Raw genomic sequence first — 17,433 nt, 5'->3', positions numbered from 1 at the left:
AAGTTTTGTAAAAAAGATTATTTGCTGTTAAAACAAGCCATAAAACGATCAGAATAGTATATTTGTAAAGTCTAAAAAAGGCATATAAAGTCTAAAATCTGTTTTTAATAGTCATTGAGCAATTTAAACATAAAACAATATGCGATTTTTTCTGAGTTGGTTTCTTTTTTTATCGGTTTTGAAAGTTTTTTCACAAGAAGTTGCAACTACTGAAAATGCACCTCAGATACAGGTTGACTCCTTGTATCGGGAAGATCAGTTTTATTTTGCAATAACCTACAATACTTTGACCGATAAGCCTTCAGGTTTGTCACAAAGTAAATTTTCATCAGGTCTTTCTGCAGGTTTTTTGAGAGATATGCCTATTAATAAAAATAGAACAGTTGCTATTGCTTCCGGCATAGGTTTTTCCTACAATAATTACAATCAAAATCTAGCTATTTCATCACCAAATGGAACTCCAGTTTATACTATTTTAGATTCAGATATGAGGTATAATAAAAACAAGTTTTCTCTTTTATCTGTAGATGTACCTATCGAGTTCAGATGGAGAACTTCTACTTATGAAAGTCATAAATTCTGGAGGATTTACTGCGGAATAAAATTCAGTTATTTATTGTATGATAAATCAGTTTTTGATGGTGATAGCGGGAAAGTACAGGTTACAGGAAATCCGGATTTTAATAAATTGCAATATGGAGCTTACCTATCATCAGGATACAATACAATAAATTTATATGCTTATTATGGCTTGAATTCTTTGTTTAAATCTGCAAACATTAATGGAGAACCGGTTAACATGAAAGCGTTAAATTTTGGAATTATATTCTATATTTTATAACCACAGTACCAACAAGAGTAACTGTGGAACTGCCCCCAGAAAGAATCCGATTAGCAATTCTTTATATGTGTGAGCTTTCATCTCCAGTCGGGAAGAAGCTACAAAACCATTGAATAAGATAAGTAGTGTGATAATAAATGTATTCTGAATCCGAAGATGCATGCTTAATCCTATCACAAAAATGGTTAGTGAACTGATTGCAATCATATGAAGACTAGCCTTTATATTTGCAAATAGTAGGATCAAAGCTAGTAAAGTACTTAAAAGCCCCCCTAATAGAAAAAAATGGAATTCGGGATATCGGTCTATTGTTATGCTTTTTCGGACCAATAGTATAATTAAAAAGCAGTGAATAATTAATGGGATTTTGCGTTGGGACACCTCCACAAGCATAATCGAATTTATATTTCCTGTAGCCCGTAACAGGAAGAATATTAAAACAGGGATAATAATGGTAACAATTATAACTTGAAAAAAAACAAATAGTTTTTCTTGATTTGTAAAGTCAGTTCCTTTAGATAAAAGGTAAAACAGGGTAGCCATAGCCGGTATAAATATCGGATGGAGAATATAAGAAAACGGGGGAAGGATTTTTTTCAAAATGCTGATTATTTTTCTAAAACAAATATAAGTAATCTACCAAAATTAGTGAAACATATTAGCATTGTTTCTTAACTTAAATAAAAGGGATTGCTAATAATTATAGTATATCTACATCTTCATTTTGAAAAGAAGTGCTATTTTTGAGGAAGTTTTAGAATTCATAAAACCATTAAAAGTATAATTTTCATAAAAGAAATTTATCGCAAACTCTTTTAATTCCATGACCCAAAAAATCATCAGTAGCATTCAAAATATCACGGCAAAGTTCATCGGAAACAATAGTGCCTCAATTGTAGATGTGATTTCTATTGACAGCCGATCCTTGCAAAACGGTCCACAGACTTTGTTTTTTGCGTTGGTAGGAGCCAATAATGATGCGCACCGGTACATCTCGGATTTAATTGGAAAAGGCGTTCGTAATTTTGTGGTTACCCACATTCCGGAGGATTGTACTCATAAGGCTAATTTTTACGTTGTAGAGGATACCGTATTTGCTTTGCAACAGTTTGCGGCGCAGTATCGTAGTTTATTTGATTTCCCCATTATTGGATTAACTGGTAGTAACGGGAAAACAATAGTAAAAGAGTGGCTAAACTTTCTGTTGAGTCCGGATTATAATATTATTAGAAGTCCAAAGAGTTACAACTCACAAATTGGCGTTCCTTTATCAGTTATTGCAATCAATGAGCAACACAATCTCGGAATTTTTGAAGCTGGGATTTCTACCAGTTTCGAAATGGCAAAATTGGAAACGATAATAAAGCCAACGGTTGGTATTCTAACGAATATTGGCTCTGCACACGATGAGGGTTTTATAAATTTGGAAAATAAAATAAAAGAGAAAATTACCCTTTTTCAAAATTCGGAGGTGCTCATTTACCAAAAGGATGAAATGGTTGATGCTGTTTTTTTTCCAAAAACAAAAGCCTTTACCTGGAGTTTTAACGCTAAAGAAGCAGATGTTTTTGTTTTTAATACCCTAATTAGTAATGGTACGACTACACTCCAATACAAATATAATCATAATTCATTCGAATTAAGAATTCCTTTTCAGGATAAAGCATCCATTGAAAATGCCATTTCCTGCTTGATGGTTTTGTTGTATTTTAAATACGATCAAACAACTATTCAAAACCGGATGGATTTGTTGTATCCAGTAGAAATGAGGTTGAAAGTTAAAAACGGAATCAATAATTGCAGTCTTATTGATGACAGTTATAGTTCTGATTTTCAGTCTTTGAAGATAGCCTTAGATTTTCTAGAAAGCCAAAAGCAGTATAAGAAAAAAACAGTTATTCTTTCTGATATTTTTCAAAGTGGTTTATCTAATGATGCACTCTATTCTAAAGTTTCCCAATTAATAGTCTCTAATAAAATTGATCGAGTTATAGGGATTGGAGAAATGATTTCGGCTTTTGGAAATAAATTTACGAATTGCATTACGTTTAATACAACGGCTGAATTTATATCAAAATTTGATGATTTGAATTTTACCAATGAAACAATTTTAATCAAAGGAGCGAGGACGTTTCAATTTGAAGAAATTGTATCTTTACTAGAAGAAAAAACACACGAAACCGTTTTGGAAATCAACCTCAATGCGATCGGGCACAACTTAAACTTCTTTAAATCAAAATTGAAGCCGAATGTCAAAATTATGGTGATGGTTAAGGCCTTTGGTTATGGGAACGGCGGTTTTGAAATCGCTAAATTACTGGAACACCACAAAGTAAATTACCTCGGCGTGGCTTTCGCAGATGAAGGGATTTCGCTGAAAAGTGCAGGAATTCATTTGCCTATTATGGTTTTAAATCCTGAAACGACGAGCTTTTCTGCGATTATTCAACATCAATTGGAACCGGAGATTTATAGCTTAAAAGGACTTCATGCGTTCCTTAAAATTGCGGAACAAAAAAACTTAAAGCAATTCCCAATTCACATCAAAATTGATACGGGAATGCATCGTTTGGGTTTTGAAGAAGCTGCAATTGATGATTTGATTGCTACTCTAAAAGGAAATCAAACCGTAAAAGTCAAAAGTATTTTGTCACATTTAGCTACAAGTGACGATTTGAATTACAAGGATTTTACGAATGCACAAATCAATTTATTTGAAAAAGTATCTTCAAAATTGATGGAACAATTACAAATCAAACCATTGCGACACATCTTGAATACTTCTGGAATTACTAATTTTCCTGCTTCGCAGTTTGATATGGTGCGGTTAGGGATTGGTCTCTATGGTGTTTCGAATGATGCTGAAGAACAAAAAAAACTTGAAAACGTTGGTACGCTCAAATCTGTAATTTCACAAATAAGGACTATCGCTGCTGGTGAAAGCGTAGGATATGGCAGAAGATTCTTGGCTGAGAAACCTACAAAAGTTGCCACGATACCCATTGGGTATGCCGATGGTATTTCCAGAAGTTGGGGAAATAGTGTGGGGTTTGTTACAATTAAGAAACACAAAGCATTAATTATTGGTAGTATTTGTATGGACATGATAATGGTTGATGTTACTGAAATTGAATGTACCGAAGGGGATCAAGTAATCATTTTTGGAGAAAGCCCAACGGTAACATTTATGGCACAAAAATTAAACACAATACCCTACGAGATTCTTACCAGTATTTCCCAACGAGTAAAGCGTGTATTTTATAGGGAATAATTAAATATGATAAAGGGATTAATAGCTTAAAATTGTATTAAATTCGTTTAAAAAATAAATTGTAATCTAAAAAATAAAATATGGGGTTCTTTGGCGATTTCAAAGCTTCTTTAATGAAAGGCGATGTTTTAAGTTTAGCAACAGCTGTAGTTATTGCTGGTGCATTTGGCAAAATTGTTGGATCTGCTGTGGATGATATCATTATGCCAATTGTAGGTTTGATTACTGGTGGAATTGATTTTACCCAAAAATTCATCACGTTGGATGGTAACAGTTATCCTGATTTACCTGCAGCTAAAGCCGCAGGAGCCGCAGTACTCACCTATGGGAATTTAGTTCAAGCGATTATTAACTTCGTTATTATTGCTTTTTTCGTTTTTGTGATTTTAAGAGCCGCTGAAAAAGCCAAGAAGAAGGAAATAGTCGTTGTTGTTGCACCGGTGGGACCAACTCAAGAAGAATTACTGATACAGATAAGAGATTTATTGAAAAAATAATTACCGCTATCCTATATATTCTAACTAAACCGCTTTGTAATTGAGGCGGTTTTTCTTGGTACAAAAAGTAAATATTTTAGAACAGAACTAAATCAAAAGAGAATTTCAGGATTATTATCCAACTAAAACTATTGAATGTTGCATTTGTAACATTTTGTTATTTTTTGTGAAGCTACTTGTTTTGATTTCAATATTACTTACTTTTGTACTTCAAATTTAATATTCAATAATATAATATAAGATGAGAATAGCAGTTGTAGGAGCCACCGGAATGGTTGGCGAAGTAATGTTGAAAGTTTTAGCAGAAAGAAATTTCCCTGTAACAGAGTTAATTCCTGTAGCTTCAGAGCGATCAGTAGGAAAAGAAATTGAGTATAAGGGCAAAAAATATAAAGTGGTAGGCATGCAAACAGCGGTAGACATGAAAGCAGATATTGCTCTGTTTTCTGCTGGTGGAGATACATCATTAGAGTGGGCTCCAAAATTTGCAGCAGCAGGAACAACCGTTATCGATAATTCATCAGCTTGGAGAATGGATCCAACCAAGAAATTAATTGTGCCGGAAATCAATGCATCAGAATTGACTACAGCAGATAAAATTATCGCAAATCCAAACTGTTCTACCATTCAAATGGTATTGGTTTTGGCTCCTTTGCACAAAAAATACAACATCAAGCGTGTGATTGTTTCTACATATCAATCCATAACCGGAACCGGAGTAAAAGCAGTACAACAATTGGAAAATGAATATGCAGGTGTTCAAGGTGAGATGGCTTATAAATATCCAATTCATAGGAATGCCATTCCACAATGTGATTCATTCGAAGAAAATGGATACACTAAAGAAGAAATGAAACTGGTTCGTGAAACCAAAAAAATATTAAGTGACAATACTATTGCCGTTACAGCAACAGCAGTTCGCGTGCCAATAGTAGGTGGACACAGCGAAGCAGTAAACGTAGAATTCTCAAAGGATTTTGACCTAAACGAAGTAAGAAATATTTTGCATCATACCGATGGGGTAGTTGTTCAGGACAACAATGATACTTATACCTACCCAATGCCGATGTATGCCCAAGGCAAAGATGATGTTTTTGTAGGTAGAATTCGTCGTGACGAAAGCCAAGAAAACACCTTGAATATGTGGATTGTTGCGGATAACTTGAGAAAAGGAGCAGCAACAAATACGATACAAATCGCAGAATATTTAATGGAAGCCAAATTGGTGTAAATTATTTTCATTTTTTTAAATGGAACCATTTATCTAACAAAAACACATTTTGTTAGATAAATGGTTTTTATTTTTGCCTGTTTCATTACCTTTGGCTCGGATGAAGAAGAATAAACTCATAATAAGTCTTTCTCTGATTGTTACGGTATTGTTTTCAATGCTGTTTCAGTCTTTTCATACCTATGAGCATTTGGCAAAACAGCTTGCCGAAAAACAATGCCACCATAAATATAATGTTACCGGTACAGAAATAACGCACCACCACCACAAATTAGATCATTGTTATGTTTGTGAATTTGCTTTTGGAAGTTATATTACTCCAAAAGATTTCTCCTATCAATTGTATGCTAAAATTGAAGAAATTCCTCATTTTAATTCTGCTGAGAAAACCATTATTTTCTTTTCCGGTAGTTTATATTTCCTTCGAGGTCCACCAGTGAATAGCTAAATTCAATTTATTTTCCATACAATTTCATGAATTTGATTTTGTTGGATACTTTTTATTTACTTAATAATTTCTATTCTTGGCGAAATTTCTTCTGAATAAAGTCACGAGAAGGAATACTACAATCATTTTCAATGAAAAAATTTATTATAACCCTATTCTTGGGGTTTTCAGCATTGCTTCAAGCACAGAACACGCTTTCTGGAACCGTTACTAATATAAGGAACCAACCTGTAAAAGGCGTTTCAGTATATGCATCAGAATTGCATAAAGGAACCACAACAGATGAAAACGGAAAATATGCATTTTCAAATCTTCCAAACAGGAACTTAAAAATCAGCTTTACATCCATAGGGTTTGCTACACAAAATAAAACCATAAGCAGTCTTCAAAAAGAAAACACGCTTGATATTATCCTGCAAGAAACAATATTCGAAATGGATGAGGTAATTATTTCAACCGCTTTTAATAAAATACAATCACAAAATGTGATGAAAGTGGAGCACGAAAGTATTAAAAATTTGCAGCGAAAAGGAACAGCCACTTTAATTGAAGGATTGGCGACTATTCCCGGAGTTTCTCAGGTTTCTACCGGAACGTCTATTGGGAAACCGGTGATTCGTGGTTTGAGCGGGAATCGTGTTTTGGTGTATTCTCAAGGTGTTCGCATAGAAAATCAACAGTTTGGAGACGAACACGGATTGGGGTTAAACGATTCCGGAATAGAAAGTGTGGAGGTGATTAAAGGACCGGCTTCATTGTTATATGGTTCCGATGCTTTGGGAGGTGTTTTGTATTTCAACCCTGAAAAATTTGCTGATGCGAATACCTTTAAAGCTAATTTTAGTCAAAAATACTTTTCAAATACTGCTGGAAGCAATTCTTCTTTGGGTTTTAAAACTTCCTCCGATAACTGGAAATTTCTCGCTCGTGGAAGTTACAATACGCATTCGGATTATAAAATTGCTGATGGCGACCGTGTGACTAATACCCGGTACAATGAAACTGATTTCAAGACAGGAATTGGTTATAGTAATGCTAAGTTTTCAAGTGTATTGCGTTACAATTATAACAAATTAGATTTAGGAATTCCTGAAAATGGTATTGCGGATCAAACAACAAGCAAGAAAACTAGATTTCCAAAACAAGGAATTTTTAATCACTTATGGAGTTTAAACAATGTTTTCTTTTTCGAAAAATCAAAGTTAGATCTTGATTTAGGGTACATTGCCAATGATCGAAGTGAGTTTGAAGACAGTGATGTAGCAGCTTTACACATGAAATTGAAAACATTCAATTACAATGCTAAATACCACTTTCCAAAAATGGGAAAAATAGAAACCATTGTAGGGGTTCAGGGTATGTACCAAACCAATAGAAATTCAGGGGAAGAATATTTAATTCCGGATGCGGTTACCAATGATTTTGGTGTTTTTGGGACCGCTAATTATGAGTGGAATACCAATGTATTACAAGCGGGATTGCGATTTGACAATAGAAACATAACTACGGATGCACAGGGAACCGCAGGGGAACAAGGCTCTTTTAAAGCTATCGATAAATCATACGACAGTTTTAATGCGTCTTTAGGGTACAAAACCAATCTGGCCGATGATGTGACGTTGCGTTTGAACGTAGCTTCTGGTTTTAGAGCGCCAAATCTTGCCGAATTAACTTCTAATGGTGTTCATGAAGGAACGAATCGCTATGAAGTAGGAAACAGTGATTTAGCGACCGAGCAGAATGTACAAACAGATTTGAATTTAGAATATAAGAATAGTCATTTTGAGTTTTTTATAAACGGATTTTACAATCACATCAACAATTATATCTACACTTCCCCAACAGGAGAAGTGATTGAAGATAATATTGTTTTTGATTATATTCAGAACAACGCTAAATTATATGGAGGTGAAGTCGGACTTCATTTTCACCCACATCCGTTGGATTGGTTGCATTTTGAAACGAGCTTTGAAACTGTAACTGGCGAGAAGCAAAACGGAGATTACTTGCCATTAATCCCAGCAAACAATTGGAATAACACCATTAGAACCGAATTCAAAATTAATAATTGGCTCGAAGATGGTTTTGCAACCTTAAATGTTTCCAGTACATTCAATCAAAAAAATGTAAGTGGATTTGAAACGGAATCGAATGGGTATAACTTGGTAAATTTAGGTTTTGGCGGAACTGTAAAGTTGGGTAAAACTACTTTTGATGTCAATATAAACGGGAATAATTTATTTGATAAAAGATACATTGCACATCTTTCCCGTCTAAAAACGGATGGTATTCCAAACATTGGAAGAAACATCGTTTTAGGTGTGAATTTTAATTTGTAATTCATTTGCTTGAGCAAAACATAAAGCGCTATTCGAAAGAGTAGCGTTTTTTTTGGTTTTATTTAAGACTTTTCCTCATTTAGAACACTAACTATTTTCCTATTTTTGTAACAACCTAAAACACAATCTAATGAAAAAAACTTTTTTAATAATGGCTGTATCTTCTGCAATGGCAACTTTCGGCCAAAACCAAAAACCAAAATTGGTGACGTATCCCACCACTAATAAAGGAGAAACCGTTGACGTGTATTTCGATACAAAACTTCCGGATCCGTACCGCTGGCTCGAAGACGACAAATCATCTGAAACCGGTGCCTGGGTAAAAGCCCAAAACGAAGTGACGTATGGTTATTTAGCGCAAATTCCGTTTCGAGATGTCCTAAAAGCAAGAATGGAAAAACTGTGGAATTATGAAAAAATAGGTGCCCCTTTCAAAGAAGGAAATTTCACGTATTACTATAAAAATAACGGTTTGCAAAACCAATCGGTGTTGTATAGAAAAGACGCCAAAGGAACCGAAACCGTGTTTTTGGACCCGAATACGTTTTCTAAAGACGGAACCACTTCGCTTGGCGGATTGGATTTCTCCAAAGACGGTTCTAAAGTAGCCTATGCCATTTCAGAAGGCGGAAGCGACTGGAGAAAAGTCATTATCATGGATGCCATTACCCAAAAAATAATCGAAGACACAATTGTCGATGTGAAATTCAGCGGTGTGTCTTGGAAAGCAAACGAAGGTTTCTATTATTCCAGTTATGACAAACCAAAAGGAAGCGAATTATCGGCAAAAACCGACCAGCATAAACTGTATTTTCACCAGTTGGGAACTGCACAAAAAGACGATAAAGTAATTTTTGGTGCCGACCAAAAACGCCGTTATGTAGGTGGTGGCGTGACCGAAGATGACCGTTATTTAGTAATCACCGCATCCAATTCTACCTACGGAAACGAATTGTACATCAAAGACCTGACAAAACCGAACAGTCCTATTGTAACTATTGTGGATAATTTCAAGAGCGACAACAACATCATAGAAAACGAAGGGGAAAAATTATTCATAGAAACCGATTTGAATGCGCCCAATAAACGTATTGTTACCGTGGATGTCAATAACCCAAAACCGGAAAACTGGAAAGATTTCATTGCAGAGACCGAGAATGTATTGTCTCCATCAACAGGTGGCGGTTTTTTCTTTGCCAATTATATGAAAGATGCCGTTTCGGTGGTGAAACAATACGATTATTCAGGGAAACTTGTACGTGAAATTCAGTTGCCAGGATTAGGAACTGCCGGTGGTTTTGGCGGAAAGAAAAAAGAAAAAACCTTGTATTATTCTTTTACGAATTACATTACTCCGGGTTCTACTTTTTCATTCGAACCACAAGCAGGAACTTCTGCGGTGTATCAAAAACCAAAAGTAGATTTCGATAGCGCGCAATACGAATCGAAACAAGTGTTTTATACCTCTAAGGATGGAACCAAAATCCCAATGATTATCACGCATAAAAAAGGATTGAAACTCGATGGGACAAATCAAACTATGTTGTATGGTTATGGAGGATTTAACGTGAGTTTGACACCAAGTTTCAGTATTGCTAATGCCGTTTGGATGGAAAACGGAGGCGTTTACGCAGTACCTAATTTACGTGGCGGTGGCGAATACGGCAAAAAATGGCACGATGCGGGAACCAAAATGCAAAAACAAAATGTATTTGATGATTTTATCGCAGCGGCAGAATACCTGATTGCGGAGAAATATACCTCTTCACAATATCTTGCCATTCGAGGTGGGTCAAACGGAGGATTGCTTGTAGGAGCTACCATGACGCAACGTCCCGATTTGATGCGTGTGGCTTTACCAGCAGTGGGTGTGATGGACATGTTGCGTTACCATACCTTTACCGCAGGAGCAGGTTGGGCGTATGATTACGGAACGGCACAGGACAGTAAGGAAATGTTCAACTACATCAAAGGGTATTCTCCAGTACACAACATTCAAAAAGGGATTCAATATCCGGCAACCATGGTCACTACGGGCGATCACGATGACAGGGTAGTGCCGGCACACAGTTTCAAGTTTGCTGCCGAATTGCAGGAGAAACAAACCGGAACAAATCCAACTTTAATTAGAATTGACATTAATGCAGGACACGGCGCTGGGAAATCCGTGGCAGCAACCATTCAGGAAAATGTCGATATTCAGGCCTTTACCTTGTATAATATGGGAGTGGTGGTGTTGCCAGTTTTGGAATAACACTAATTGGAGGTAAGTATTTAGCCCTGAGCGGACAATAGCAGTAGCTTTTCCTGCTGTACACTGTATCTTTTCCTCCGCCGAAAGAGGCGGAAGGAAAAGGATGCCGTTCCCATCAGGGCTAGGATATTAGATTCTCGAGAGGATTGTTATTGCGAGGAACGAAGCTATCACATCACAAATCGATACCAGAAACAAATTCCAAAAACGCTATTCGAAAGAGTAGTGTTTTTTTGTGGAATAAATTTACTTATCAAAAAATCAAGTTGAAAACTAAAAATTAGTGAGGTCAATTGCAGGAGGGTCAGTTGTATAATTAATTATGATTTGGATTTTTTTTACGTTATTAATAAGCCGTTGTGTGAAAAGCAATATTAAAATAGTTTTGTTCCGCTACACTTTAAAATATTTATATTTGTGTAGCAGATAAATAACAATATAGCTCAAAAAAATCTTTGGACTCGTGAAGAATTAATACTTGCTTTTAATCTATATTTAAAAATTGAATTCGGGGAAACTCATAAGGGTAATCCAAAAGTTATTGCTTTGGCAAATATATTAGGAAGAACGCCAAGTTCTATCGGGATGAGGTTAGGTAATTTTGCTAGTGTAGATCCATATCATCAAGGAAGAGAAGTAGGCGTTTTAAAAGCCGACATTACTATGTTCTTTACGGATGATTTTTCTGAAGAAAATTCACAGTTGCTTTTTTTGGATAATCTAAATTCAAAACAAGAAATCGAAAATTGGGTTGATAAATTGACTTCTCGATTTGTAATTAAATTTGATTCAGAGTTTGAAAACGAGAATGATTTCATTTATGATTATTTAGAAAATGGATAATCCAATTCCTTCCTAACTCCACAATTTAGCTCTTTTATTATCACAATGTTTTATTAATTGGCTCGTTTTTTCATACTGCAATCGGTAAATTTGAAAGACAACATTAAATAAATAAAAAAATGACAGTACAAATTAACACAGACAACAATGTAGAGGGAAACGCACGTTTGAAAGCGTATATTGCAGAAGAATTAGAAACAGCTTTGGCTCGTTTTGAGGATAAAGTAACCCGATTAGAAGTGCATCTTGGTGATGAAAACAGTGATAAAACTGGAGTAAACGACAAACGATGTCTTATTGAGGCTCGACCAATAAACATGCAGCCCGTAGCGGTTACCAATCATGCAGATACCACCGAGAAAGCTTTTCAAGGAGCATTGGACAAAATAAAAAAAGTATTAGACACCGCTTTCGAAAAACAGAAAGCGTATTAAATAGTTGCCACTTGGCAAATAAGCATAAAACTAAAATGACACTATCTCACAATTCGATAGTGTCATTTTTTTGTTAATTATTCGCGAGAGAAAGAAGTTGCTCTTTATTTGTCAAATAGTAAAGTGGCCAAGGTTTCATCTCTTTTGTATACATCTTCATAGAAATGTACAATGCCGTCATCACTCACCCAAGCAGTAAAATAACCAATATAGACTGGAATTTTATTTTTAAGCGTATACCAGTATTCCTCTCCGCTGTTCATAGCAGTTTCTATTTTTTCAGGATTCCATTTTTTATCATCCTTCATTATCATGGCAGCAAGTTCTTTTGGCTTTGCTACACGAATGCAACCATGGCTAAAAGCGCGGTCTTCCTTACTGAATAAACTTTTGGATGGCGTATCGTGTAAATAAATCGCGTTAGAATTAGGGAATAAAAACTTTACTAATCCTAATGAGTTTTCTGGTCCGGGTTTTTGTCTCACATAATCATCTTTCCACTCCATATCATGTTCAGCCAAGTAATTTGGATTGTTTTCTATGGCTGGAAGAATTTCTTTCTTTAGGATACTTCCCGGTACATTCCAATAGGGTCTAAAAACAATATATTTCATTGGTGCACTGAAAATAACGGTTTTATTCATGGCTTTTCCTACCACTACTTTAGAGCGCAATTCAGGTTTTCCATTTCTAAAAAAAGTTAGCTCATAGGCAGGAATGTTCACCACGATTAATTCTTTGGACTTAGTGATATCATTCGAAATCCATCGGCAACGTTCCATATTGACCATAATGGTTTTGATGCGATCAGCAACGGATACATTCATATAATTGATGTGTTCCGGCAGAATCGTTTTGTTAATGGTATTACCACTTCGCTTTTTATATTTTAAGATTCCCGTTGCTAATTCGTCATCATACCGCGCACTTTTAGAATCTCGGCTAAGATCACCAGTAATCAATAAACGAGTTCTGATTTGCGCAATTGTTGCGGCACTATCACCTGGTTTGTACGATTTGACATTTGGATCTAACGCAATGGTTTTCCATCCGCCTTTTTTTTCTATTTTACGGTATTCTTGCAAGACGTCTTTAAGTAGGTAATACTGTTTCAAAACCCCTTTTTCATCTTTGTTGATAAGCGAAGGATTGATTAACAATGAATCCAAATAATTGACATACGATTGTCTTTTACGAGGTAAAAACCACCCTAAGTCTTTGGTTTTTTGAGTACTGATCCCATCGTATACTTTATCAGCATAAAAAAAATACAAGGCAGAGCTTAATAACTCGGTATCAATAGTCGCTTTTTGATTGTCTTCTGGATTGTCATAAATGTCATCTAATCTTTCTTTGTACGGAATTTCGGTTTCAATGCCTTCCTGACTCAAATTATTGACTTTGTTGTACAATAAACCGGCAAATTCATTCAGTCCATCTCTGTCAAACCAAATGTAATGAAACTGATGTTTGCGGTATAATTTTTCAACATCCCCTTGGTAACTTTTCAGTTTTGGGTATTTATCAAAAAAAGTGTTAATCTGTGTACTGTCAAAAGCAATTTCAACGGTATTTAAACTTATTTCCTTTTTAGCGGAATCTGTATTGTCTTTCTTTTTACAAGAAATGAGGGTTAACAGTATTGTAAACGCAATAATTAGTATTGGGGATAATAACTTTTTCATAGGTCATGTTTTAATTCGTAAAGAATTGATTTAAGGCAGTACAAAAATACGCCAATTTGAGTGTTGTACTACCAGTCTTGAATGCGTTGCTTTTTTAATAATTTTATTTTTAACGCTATTTTGTTTATAATTTTAAAAATAATAATGATTTTAATAATTTATAAATCAATGTTTTAGGTGTTTTTTTAGTATTTAATAATAAAATATTTTCTATCAAATTGTTTTATTAAAATCCAAAAATTATGAAAAAAATAGTACTACTTTATGTAATTTTTTTACTGCTTTTAGCTTTTAATTGGATTGTTCGAGGGATTAATAAATAAAGAAAAAACGGATGTGTTTTTTAATTCTAATTAGTAACAATGAGAGGATAGTGGTTTTAATTTTCCGCAAAAGGATTTATTGTTTTTTGTTGAAAATAGGATTCAATTTCAATTTATCTTTAGGGATAAAAATAAAAAACTGAAAGATCTAAATCGTAGAAAACCAGTTTAAAACATTCATTTTATAAATGAATGTTTTAAACTATCTTTATTTTAAATATACAGAGTGCCACATGAATCAATTTTTGAAGAATATAAAGACATATTTTAAAACGGAGCAATTAAGAAAAATAATGAAGAAAATTATTGTTTTCTTTGTGGGAATAGTTGTGGTTTTCCTTATATCTTCGGCAGTTTTAGCGCTATATTTTAATAATAACAAAGCAGAAATCATTGCCCAAATCAATGCTAAAATCAATGAAAATATTACAGGTACAATAGATATTGGCGATATAAAATATAAATTTTTAAAGGGTTTTCCCAATATGACTTTGGCGCTAAATCAAGTAGAGTTGAAAGACAGTTTATGGGCCGTTCATAAGCGTACATTACTCAAAGCAGAACAAATTGAGATTCGTATCGATTTGTGGGACTTGCTTTCAAATGAGATTAACATAGATAAAATAGAAATTCAGCAAGCCACGTTGTATTTGTTTAAAGGGAAAAACGGAATCGTCAATACCACTATTTTTAGACCCCAAACCAAAGGTGAAAAATCTAAAAGTTCCACCACTTCTTCTCTCAATGAAGTTGTTTTAGGTCAAGTTCATTTTATTTCTGAAAATCAAGTAGGAAAGAAGTTATTTGATTTTGATATTATAGCTTTAAAAAGTAAAATAGAGTTTGACGAAGGCAACTGGAATACCAATATTTATTTGAAAACGCTAGCCAGAAGTATGGCTTTCAATACACAAAGAGGAAGTTTTATCAAGGACAAAATTATTGAAGGCGTTTTGGGAGTTGACTTTTCAAGCCAGAAAAACCAGATCAGGGTCGCTACAGAAAATCTCGAAATTGGGAAAGAACGGTTTGATATTAACGCACATTTTAGTTTGGAGAAAAACAAGTCTCCTTTTGATGTTTCCATAAAGACAACTATTTTATGGAAAGACGCTTCGGCATTGTTGAGTGCTAATATCAGTAGCCGAATCAATCAATTTGACTTGAAAAAGCCAATACCTGTTGGCTGTACGATTGTTGGCGATATGAATGCGACAGGTGATCCTGAAATTGTGGTAACTACAAAAACAAAAAATAATGAACTCAAGATACCAGACGGAATTATATCCGACTGTAGTTTTGAAGCCAGTTTTACCAATCAATATGAAAAAGGCGCTGGCTGTAATGATGTTAATTCTACAATAACAATTACGAATCTTTCGGGGAAATACAAAACGATTCCTTTTACAATTCCAGTGGGAATTATTTCAAATTTTGAAAAGACAACTGCGGCGGGAAGTTTTAGATCAGATTTTAATGTGGCCCGATTGAATGAGATAATTACTAAGGATTTTATCCATTTTTCTGATGGTCAGGCCAAAGTGAATCTAGAGTTTAAATTTGATATTTTAGATTTAAAAATACAAAAACCTTTGTTTACGGGAAATGTAGCCGTTAAAAATGCAACGGTAAAATATGGTCCACGGAATTTGACTTTCGTAAAAACAGACATTCAGCTTGATTTTACAGAAGAAGCACTTTTTATAAAAAAAATTAATTTTAAAGACCGCCGCAATGCGGTTTTTATGGACGGAAAAGTTAATAATTTCCTGACTTTGTATTATGATAATCCAGAAAAAATGATTGTAAACTGGGATATATATGCTCCTTTTCTAGATGTGAAACAGTTTGTGGGCGTTATTACCAGTAGGAGTCAGAAAAAGCAGCAAAAAAAGAAAACAAGCGCCGATTTTTCTCAAGAACTCTATTCTGTAATTAATAAATGCCAAGTCGTACTAAATATAAGGGCAGATAAAATGGTCTATAGTAAACTAGAGGCAACTAATGCTAAAGCCACAGTTTTATTGGTTAATAATCAGTTAGTAGTGAAAAATGGCTGGGTTCAGAGTTCAGCTGGAATAATTTCTTTTGACGGAAAATTGATGCCAAAAGGAGATCTTTTCTTTTTGGATGCTAATGCTAAAATTAATCATGTAGATATTGCTCGCTTTCTTACTTCGCTGAATAATTTTGGAATTCAATCTTTTAAGCCAAAAAACATTAAAGGGCTTCTGAACGCTTCGGCATCGCTGAAAGGAATACTGCTTTCTGGAGGACAATTAAAAACAAATTCACTCTCTGGGCATGCAACATTTGATGTGAGGAAAGGCGCTTTAATCGATTTTGAACCTATTAAAAATATTGGTAAGTTCGCTTTTCCTTTTCGGGATGTTAACAATATTGTGTTCAGTGATTTGTCCGGTAACTTTAAAATAAACGGGGACTTAGTCTATGTTCCTAATTTGAAAGTCAGTTCGAGTGTTTTAAATTTAGATGTAAACGGAGTTTATTCGTTCAATAGAGGGACAAATCTGGCTATGACAATCCCGCTGAGAAATCCAAAAAAGGATGAGTTTATCACCGATAAAATTGAAAGAGCTGAAAAGCGCAATAAAGGAATTGTGTTGCATTTACGGGCTGTTGACGTAGATGGAAAAATAAAAATAAGATGGAATAAAAACCATGAATAAATACCTTAATCAAATGAAAAAAATACTGACAGTCCTTATCGTTCTCACTTTAACCGGATGCAAAAGCATGATAGAAAATCAAACAGTTTCAAAAGCAAATATCAATTCCGCACTTGATTCCTGGCACAAAGCCGCCGCAGAAGCTAATTATAATGCCTATTTTGCTTTAATGGCCGATGATGCTATTTTTATTGGTACCGATGCAACAGAAAATTGGAATAAAACTGCTTTTCAAGCGTATGCAAAGCCGCATTTTGATAAAGGGAAAGCATGGAGTTTTACCACTTTGGAACGTCATATTTATTTTGAAAAAAGTGGCAAAACTGCTTGGTTTGATGAATTATTGAATACCCAGATGAAAATTTGTCGAGGCTCTGGCGTTATGGTAAAAATTGGTAACGATTGGAAAATAAAGCATTATGTTTTGTCTATGACTATTCCAAATGAAAACTCTGATGAAGTGGTAAAAGTTAAAACATCAATTGAGAATGTTCTATTAAAAAAACTTGAACAGTGACTCAAATTACCTCTAAATTTAGAATTTTAATTTAGACGTTTTAAAATAATAATAAGAGGC

At 34.5% G+C, this 17,433-nt stretch carries 13 protein-coding genes; 11 read left to right on the top strand and 2 right to left on the bottom strand.

The genetic code is table 11. The features are described 5' to 3' along the window. Nucleotides 1-139: 139 nt before the first annotated feature. On the top strand, nt 140-841 hold the full coding sequence (locus ACNQF9_RS00780) for a porin family protein (protein ID WP_417958352.1): 702 nt from the start codon (nt 140-142) through the stop codon (nt 839-841). Here the strand turns inward: ACNQF9_RS00780 and ACNQF9_RS00775 are convergent. Further along, complete coding sequence (locus tag ACNQF9_RS00775) at nt 836-1,048, bottom strand: hypothetical protein (RefSeq protein WP_417958351.1); 213 nt, start codon at nt 1,046-1,048, stop codon at nt 836-838. The genes ACNQF9_RS00780 and ACNQF9_RS00775 overlap by 6 nt on opposite strands. Nucleotides 1,049-1,664: 616 nt before the next feature. On the opposite strand from ACNQF9_RS00775, the gene ACNQF9_RS00770 reads away from it, so the two are divergent. The 8 genes from ACNQF9_RS00770 (at nt 1,665) to ACNQF9_RS00735 (ending at nt 12,158) form a co-directional block, all read left to right on the top strand. Beyond that, nucleotides 1,665-4,112 carry a bifunctional UDP-N-acetylmuramoyl-tripeptide:D-alanyl-D-alanine ligase/alanine racemase gene (locus ACNQF9_RS00770; protein WP_417958350.1) on the top strand — a complete coding sequence of 816 codons (2,448 nt, stop codon included), beginning with the start codon at nt 1,665-1,667 and terminating at the stop codon, nt 4,110-4,112. A gap of 80 nt (nt 4,113-4,192) precedes the next feature. After that, nucleotides 4,193-4,609, top strand: a complete 417-nt coding sequence (gene mscL / locus ACNQF9_RS00765) for a large conductance mechanosensitive channel protein MscL (protein WP_417958349.1) — start codon at nt 4,193-4,195, stop codon at nt 4,607-4,609. Between the two features lie 241 nt (nt 4,610-4,850). Beyond that, nucleotides 4,851-5,840: an aspartate-semialdehyde dehydrogenase gene (locus ACNQF9_RS00760; protein ID WP_417958347.1), complete on the top strand. Its 990-nt coding sequence runs from the start codon at nt 4,851-4,853 to the stop codon at nt 5,838-5,840. Nucleotides 5,841-5,940: 100 nt separating this feature from the next. Beyond that, on the top strand, nt 5,941-6,288 hold the full coding sequence (locus ACNQF9_RS00755; protein ID WP_417958346.1) for a hypothetical protein: 348 nt from the start codon (nt 5,941-5,943) through the stop codon (nt 6,286-6,288). A gap of 131 nt (nt 6,289-6,419) precedes the next feature. After that, the gene (locus tag ACNQF9_RS00750) at nt 6,420-8,627 is read left to right on the top strand and encodes a TonB-dependent receptor (RefSeq protein WP_417958345.1); all 2,208 of its coding nucleotides are present in this window, start codon (nt 6,420-6,422) and stop codon (nt 8,625-8,627) included. A gap of 151 nt (nt 8,628-8,778) precedes the next feature. Further along, nucleotides 8,779-10,881 carry a prolyl oligopeptidase family serine peptidase gene (locus ACNQF9_RS00745; protein ID WP_417959381.1) on the top strand — a complete coding sequence of 701 codons (2,103 nt, stop codon included), beginning with the start codon at nt 8,779-8,781 and terminating at the stop codon, nt 10,879-10,881. 546 nt (nt 10,882-11,427) lie between these two features. Then, nucleotides 11,428-11,724: a hypothetical protein gene (locus tag ACNQF9_RS00740; protein WP_417958344.1), complete on the top strand. Its 297-nt coding sequence runs from the start codon at nt 11,428-11,430 to the stop codon at nt 11,722-11,724. A gap of 119 nt (nt 11,725-11,843) precedes the next feature. Continuing rightward, entirely contained in the window at nt 11,844-12,158 is a 315-nt protein-coding gene (locus ACNQF9_RS00735; RefSeq protein WP_417958342.1) for an HPF/RaiA family ribosome-associated protein, read from the top strand. Between the two features lie 104 nt (nt 12,159-12,262). Here the strand turns inward: ACNQF9_RS00735 and ACNQF9_RS00730 are convergent, their stop codons facing one another. Continuing rightward, entirely contained in the window at nt 12,263-13,843 is a 1,581-nt protein-coding gene (locus ACNQF9_RS00730; protein WP_417958341.1) for a L,D-transpeptidase family protein, read from the bottom strand. A gap of 616 nt (nt 13,844-14,459) precedes the next feature. On the opposite strand from ACNQF9_RS00730, the gene ACNQF9_RS00725 reads away from it, so the two are divergent. Together ACNQF9_RS00725 and ACNQF9_RS00720 are read left to right on the top strand one after the other, a co-directional pair. Then, a complete protein-coding gene (locus tag ACNQF9_RS00725; protein ID WP_417958339.1) occupies nt 14,460-16,856 on the top strand; it encodes an AsmA family protein in 2,397 nt (798 codons plus the stop codon). A 13-nt stretch (nt 16,857-16,869) separates the two neighbouring features. Continuing rightward, nucleotides 16,870-17,373, top strand: coding sequence for a nuclear transport factor 2 family protein (locus tag ACNQF9_RS00720; RefSeq protein ID WP_417958338.1), 504 nt, complete (start codon nt 16,870-16,872; stop codon nt 17,371-17,373). Nucleotides 17,374-17,433: the final 60 nt, after the last annotated feature.

The sequence above is a fragment of the Flavobacterium amylolyticum genome (assembly GCF_048284335.1).
Lineage (GTDB): Bacteria > Bacteroidota > Bacteroidia > Flavobacteriales > Flavobacteriaceae > Flavobacterium.
This window is presented reverse-complemented; position numbering and strand designations above follow the sequence as displayed.

Excerpts from the sequence above, each read along its gene's own strand:
- mscL (WP_417958349.1), top strand. The coding sequence starts at position 4,193 with ATGGGGTTCTTTGGCGATTTCAAAGCTTCTTTAATGAAAGGCGATGTT.
- ACNQF9_RS00720 (WP_417958338.1), top strand. The coding sequence starts at position 16,870 with ATGAAAAAAATACTGACAGTCCTTATCGTTCTCACTTTAACCGGATGC.
- ACNQF9_RS00760 (WP_417958347.1), top strand. The coding sequence starts at position 4,851 with ATGAGAATAGCAGTTGTAGGAGCCACCGGAATGGTTGGCGAAGTAATG.
- ACNQF9_RS00725 (WP_417958339.1), top strand. The coding sequence starts at position 14,460 with ATGAAGAAAATTATTGTTTTCTTTGTGGGAATAGTTGTGGTTTTCCTT.
- ACNQF9_RS00755 (WP_417958346.1), top strand. The coding sequence starts at position 5,941 with ATGAAGAAGAATAAACTCATAATAAGTCTTTCTCTGATTGTTACGGTA.
- ACNQF9_RS00775 (WP_417958351.1), bottom strand. The coding sequence starts at position 1,048 with ATGATTGCAATCAGTTCACTAACCATTTTTGTGATAGGATTAAGCATG.
- ACNQF9_RS00730 (WP_417958341.1), bottom strand. The coding sequence starts at position 13,843 with ATGAAAAAGTTATTATCCCCAATACTAATTATTGCGTTTACAATACTG.
- ACNQF9_RS00735 (WP_417958342.1), top strand. The coding sequence starts at position 11,844 with ATGACAGTACAAATTAACACAGACAACAATGTAGAGGGAAACGCACGT.
- ACNQF9_RS00770 (WP_417958350.1), top strand. The coding sequence starts at position 1,665 with ATGACCCAAAAAATCATCAGTAGCATTCAAAATATCACGGCAAAGTTC.
- ACNQF9_RS00780 (WP_417958352.1), top strand. The coding sequence starts at position 140 with ATGCGATTTTTTCTGAGTTGGTTTCTTTTTTTATCGGTTTTGAAAGTT.
- ACNQF9_RS00750 (WP_417958345.1), top strand. The coding sequence starts at position 6,420 with ATGAAAAAATTTATTATAACCCTATTCTTGGGGTTTTCAGCATTGCTT.
- ACNQF9_RS00745 (WP_417959381.1), top strand. The coding sequence starts at position 8,779 with ATGGCTGTATCTTCTGCAATGGCAACTTTCGGCCAAAACCAAAAACCA.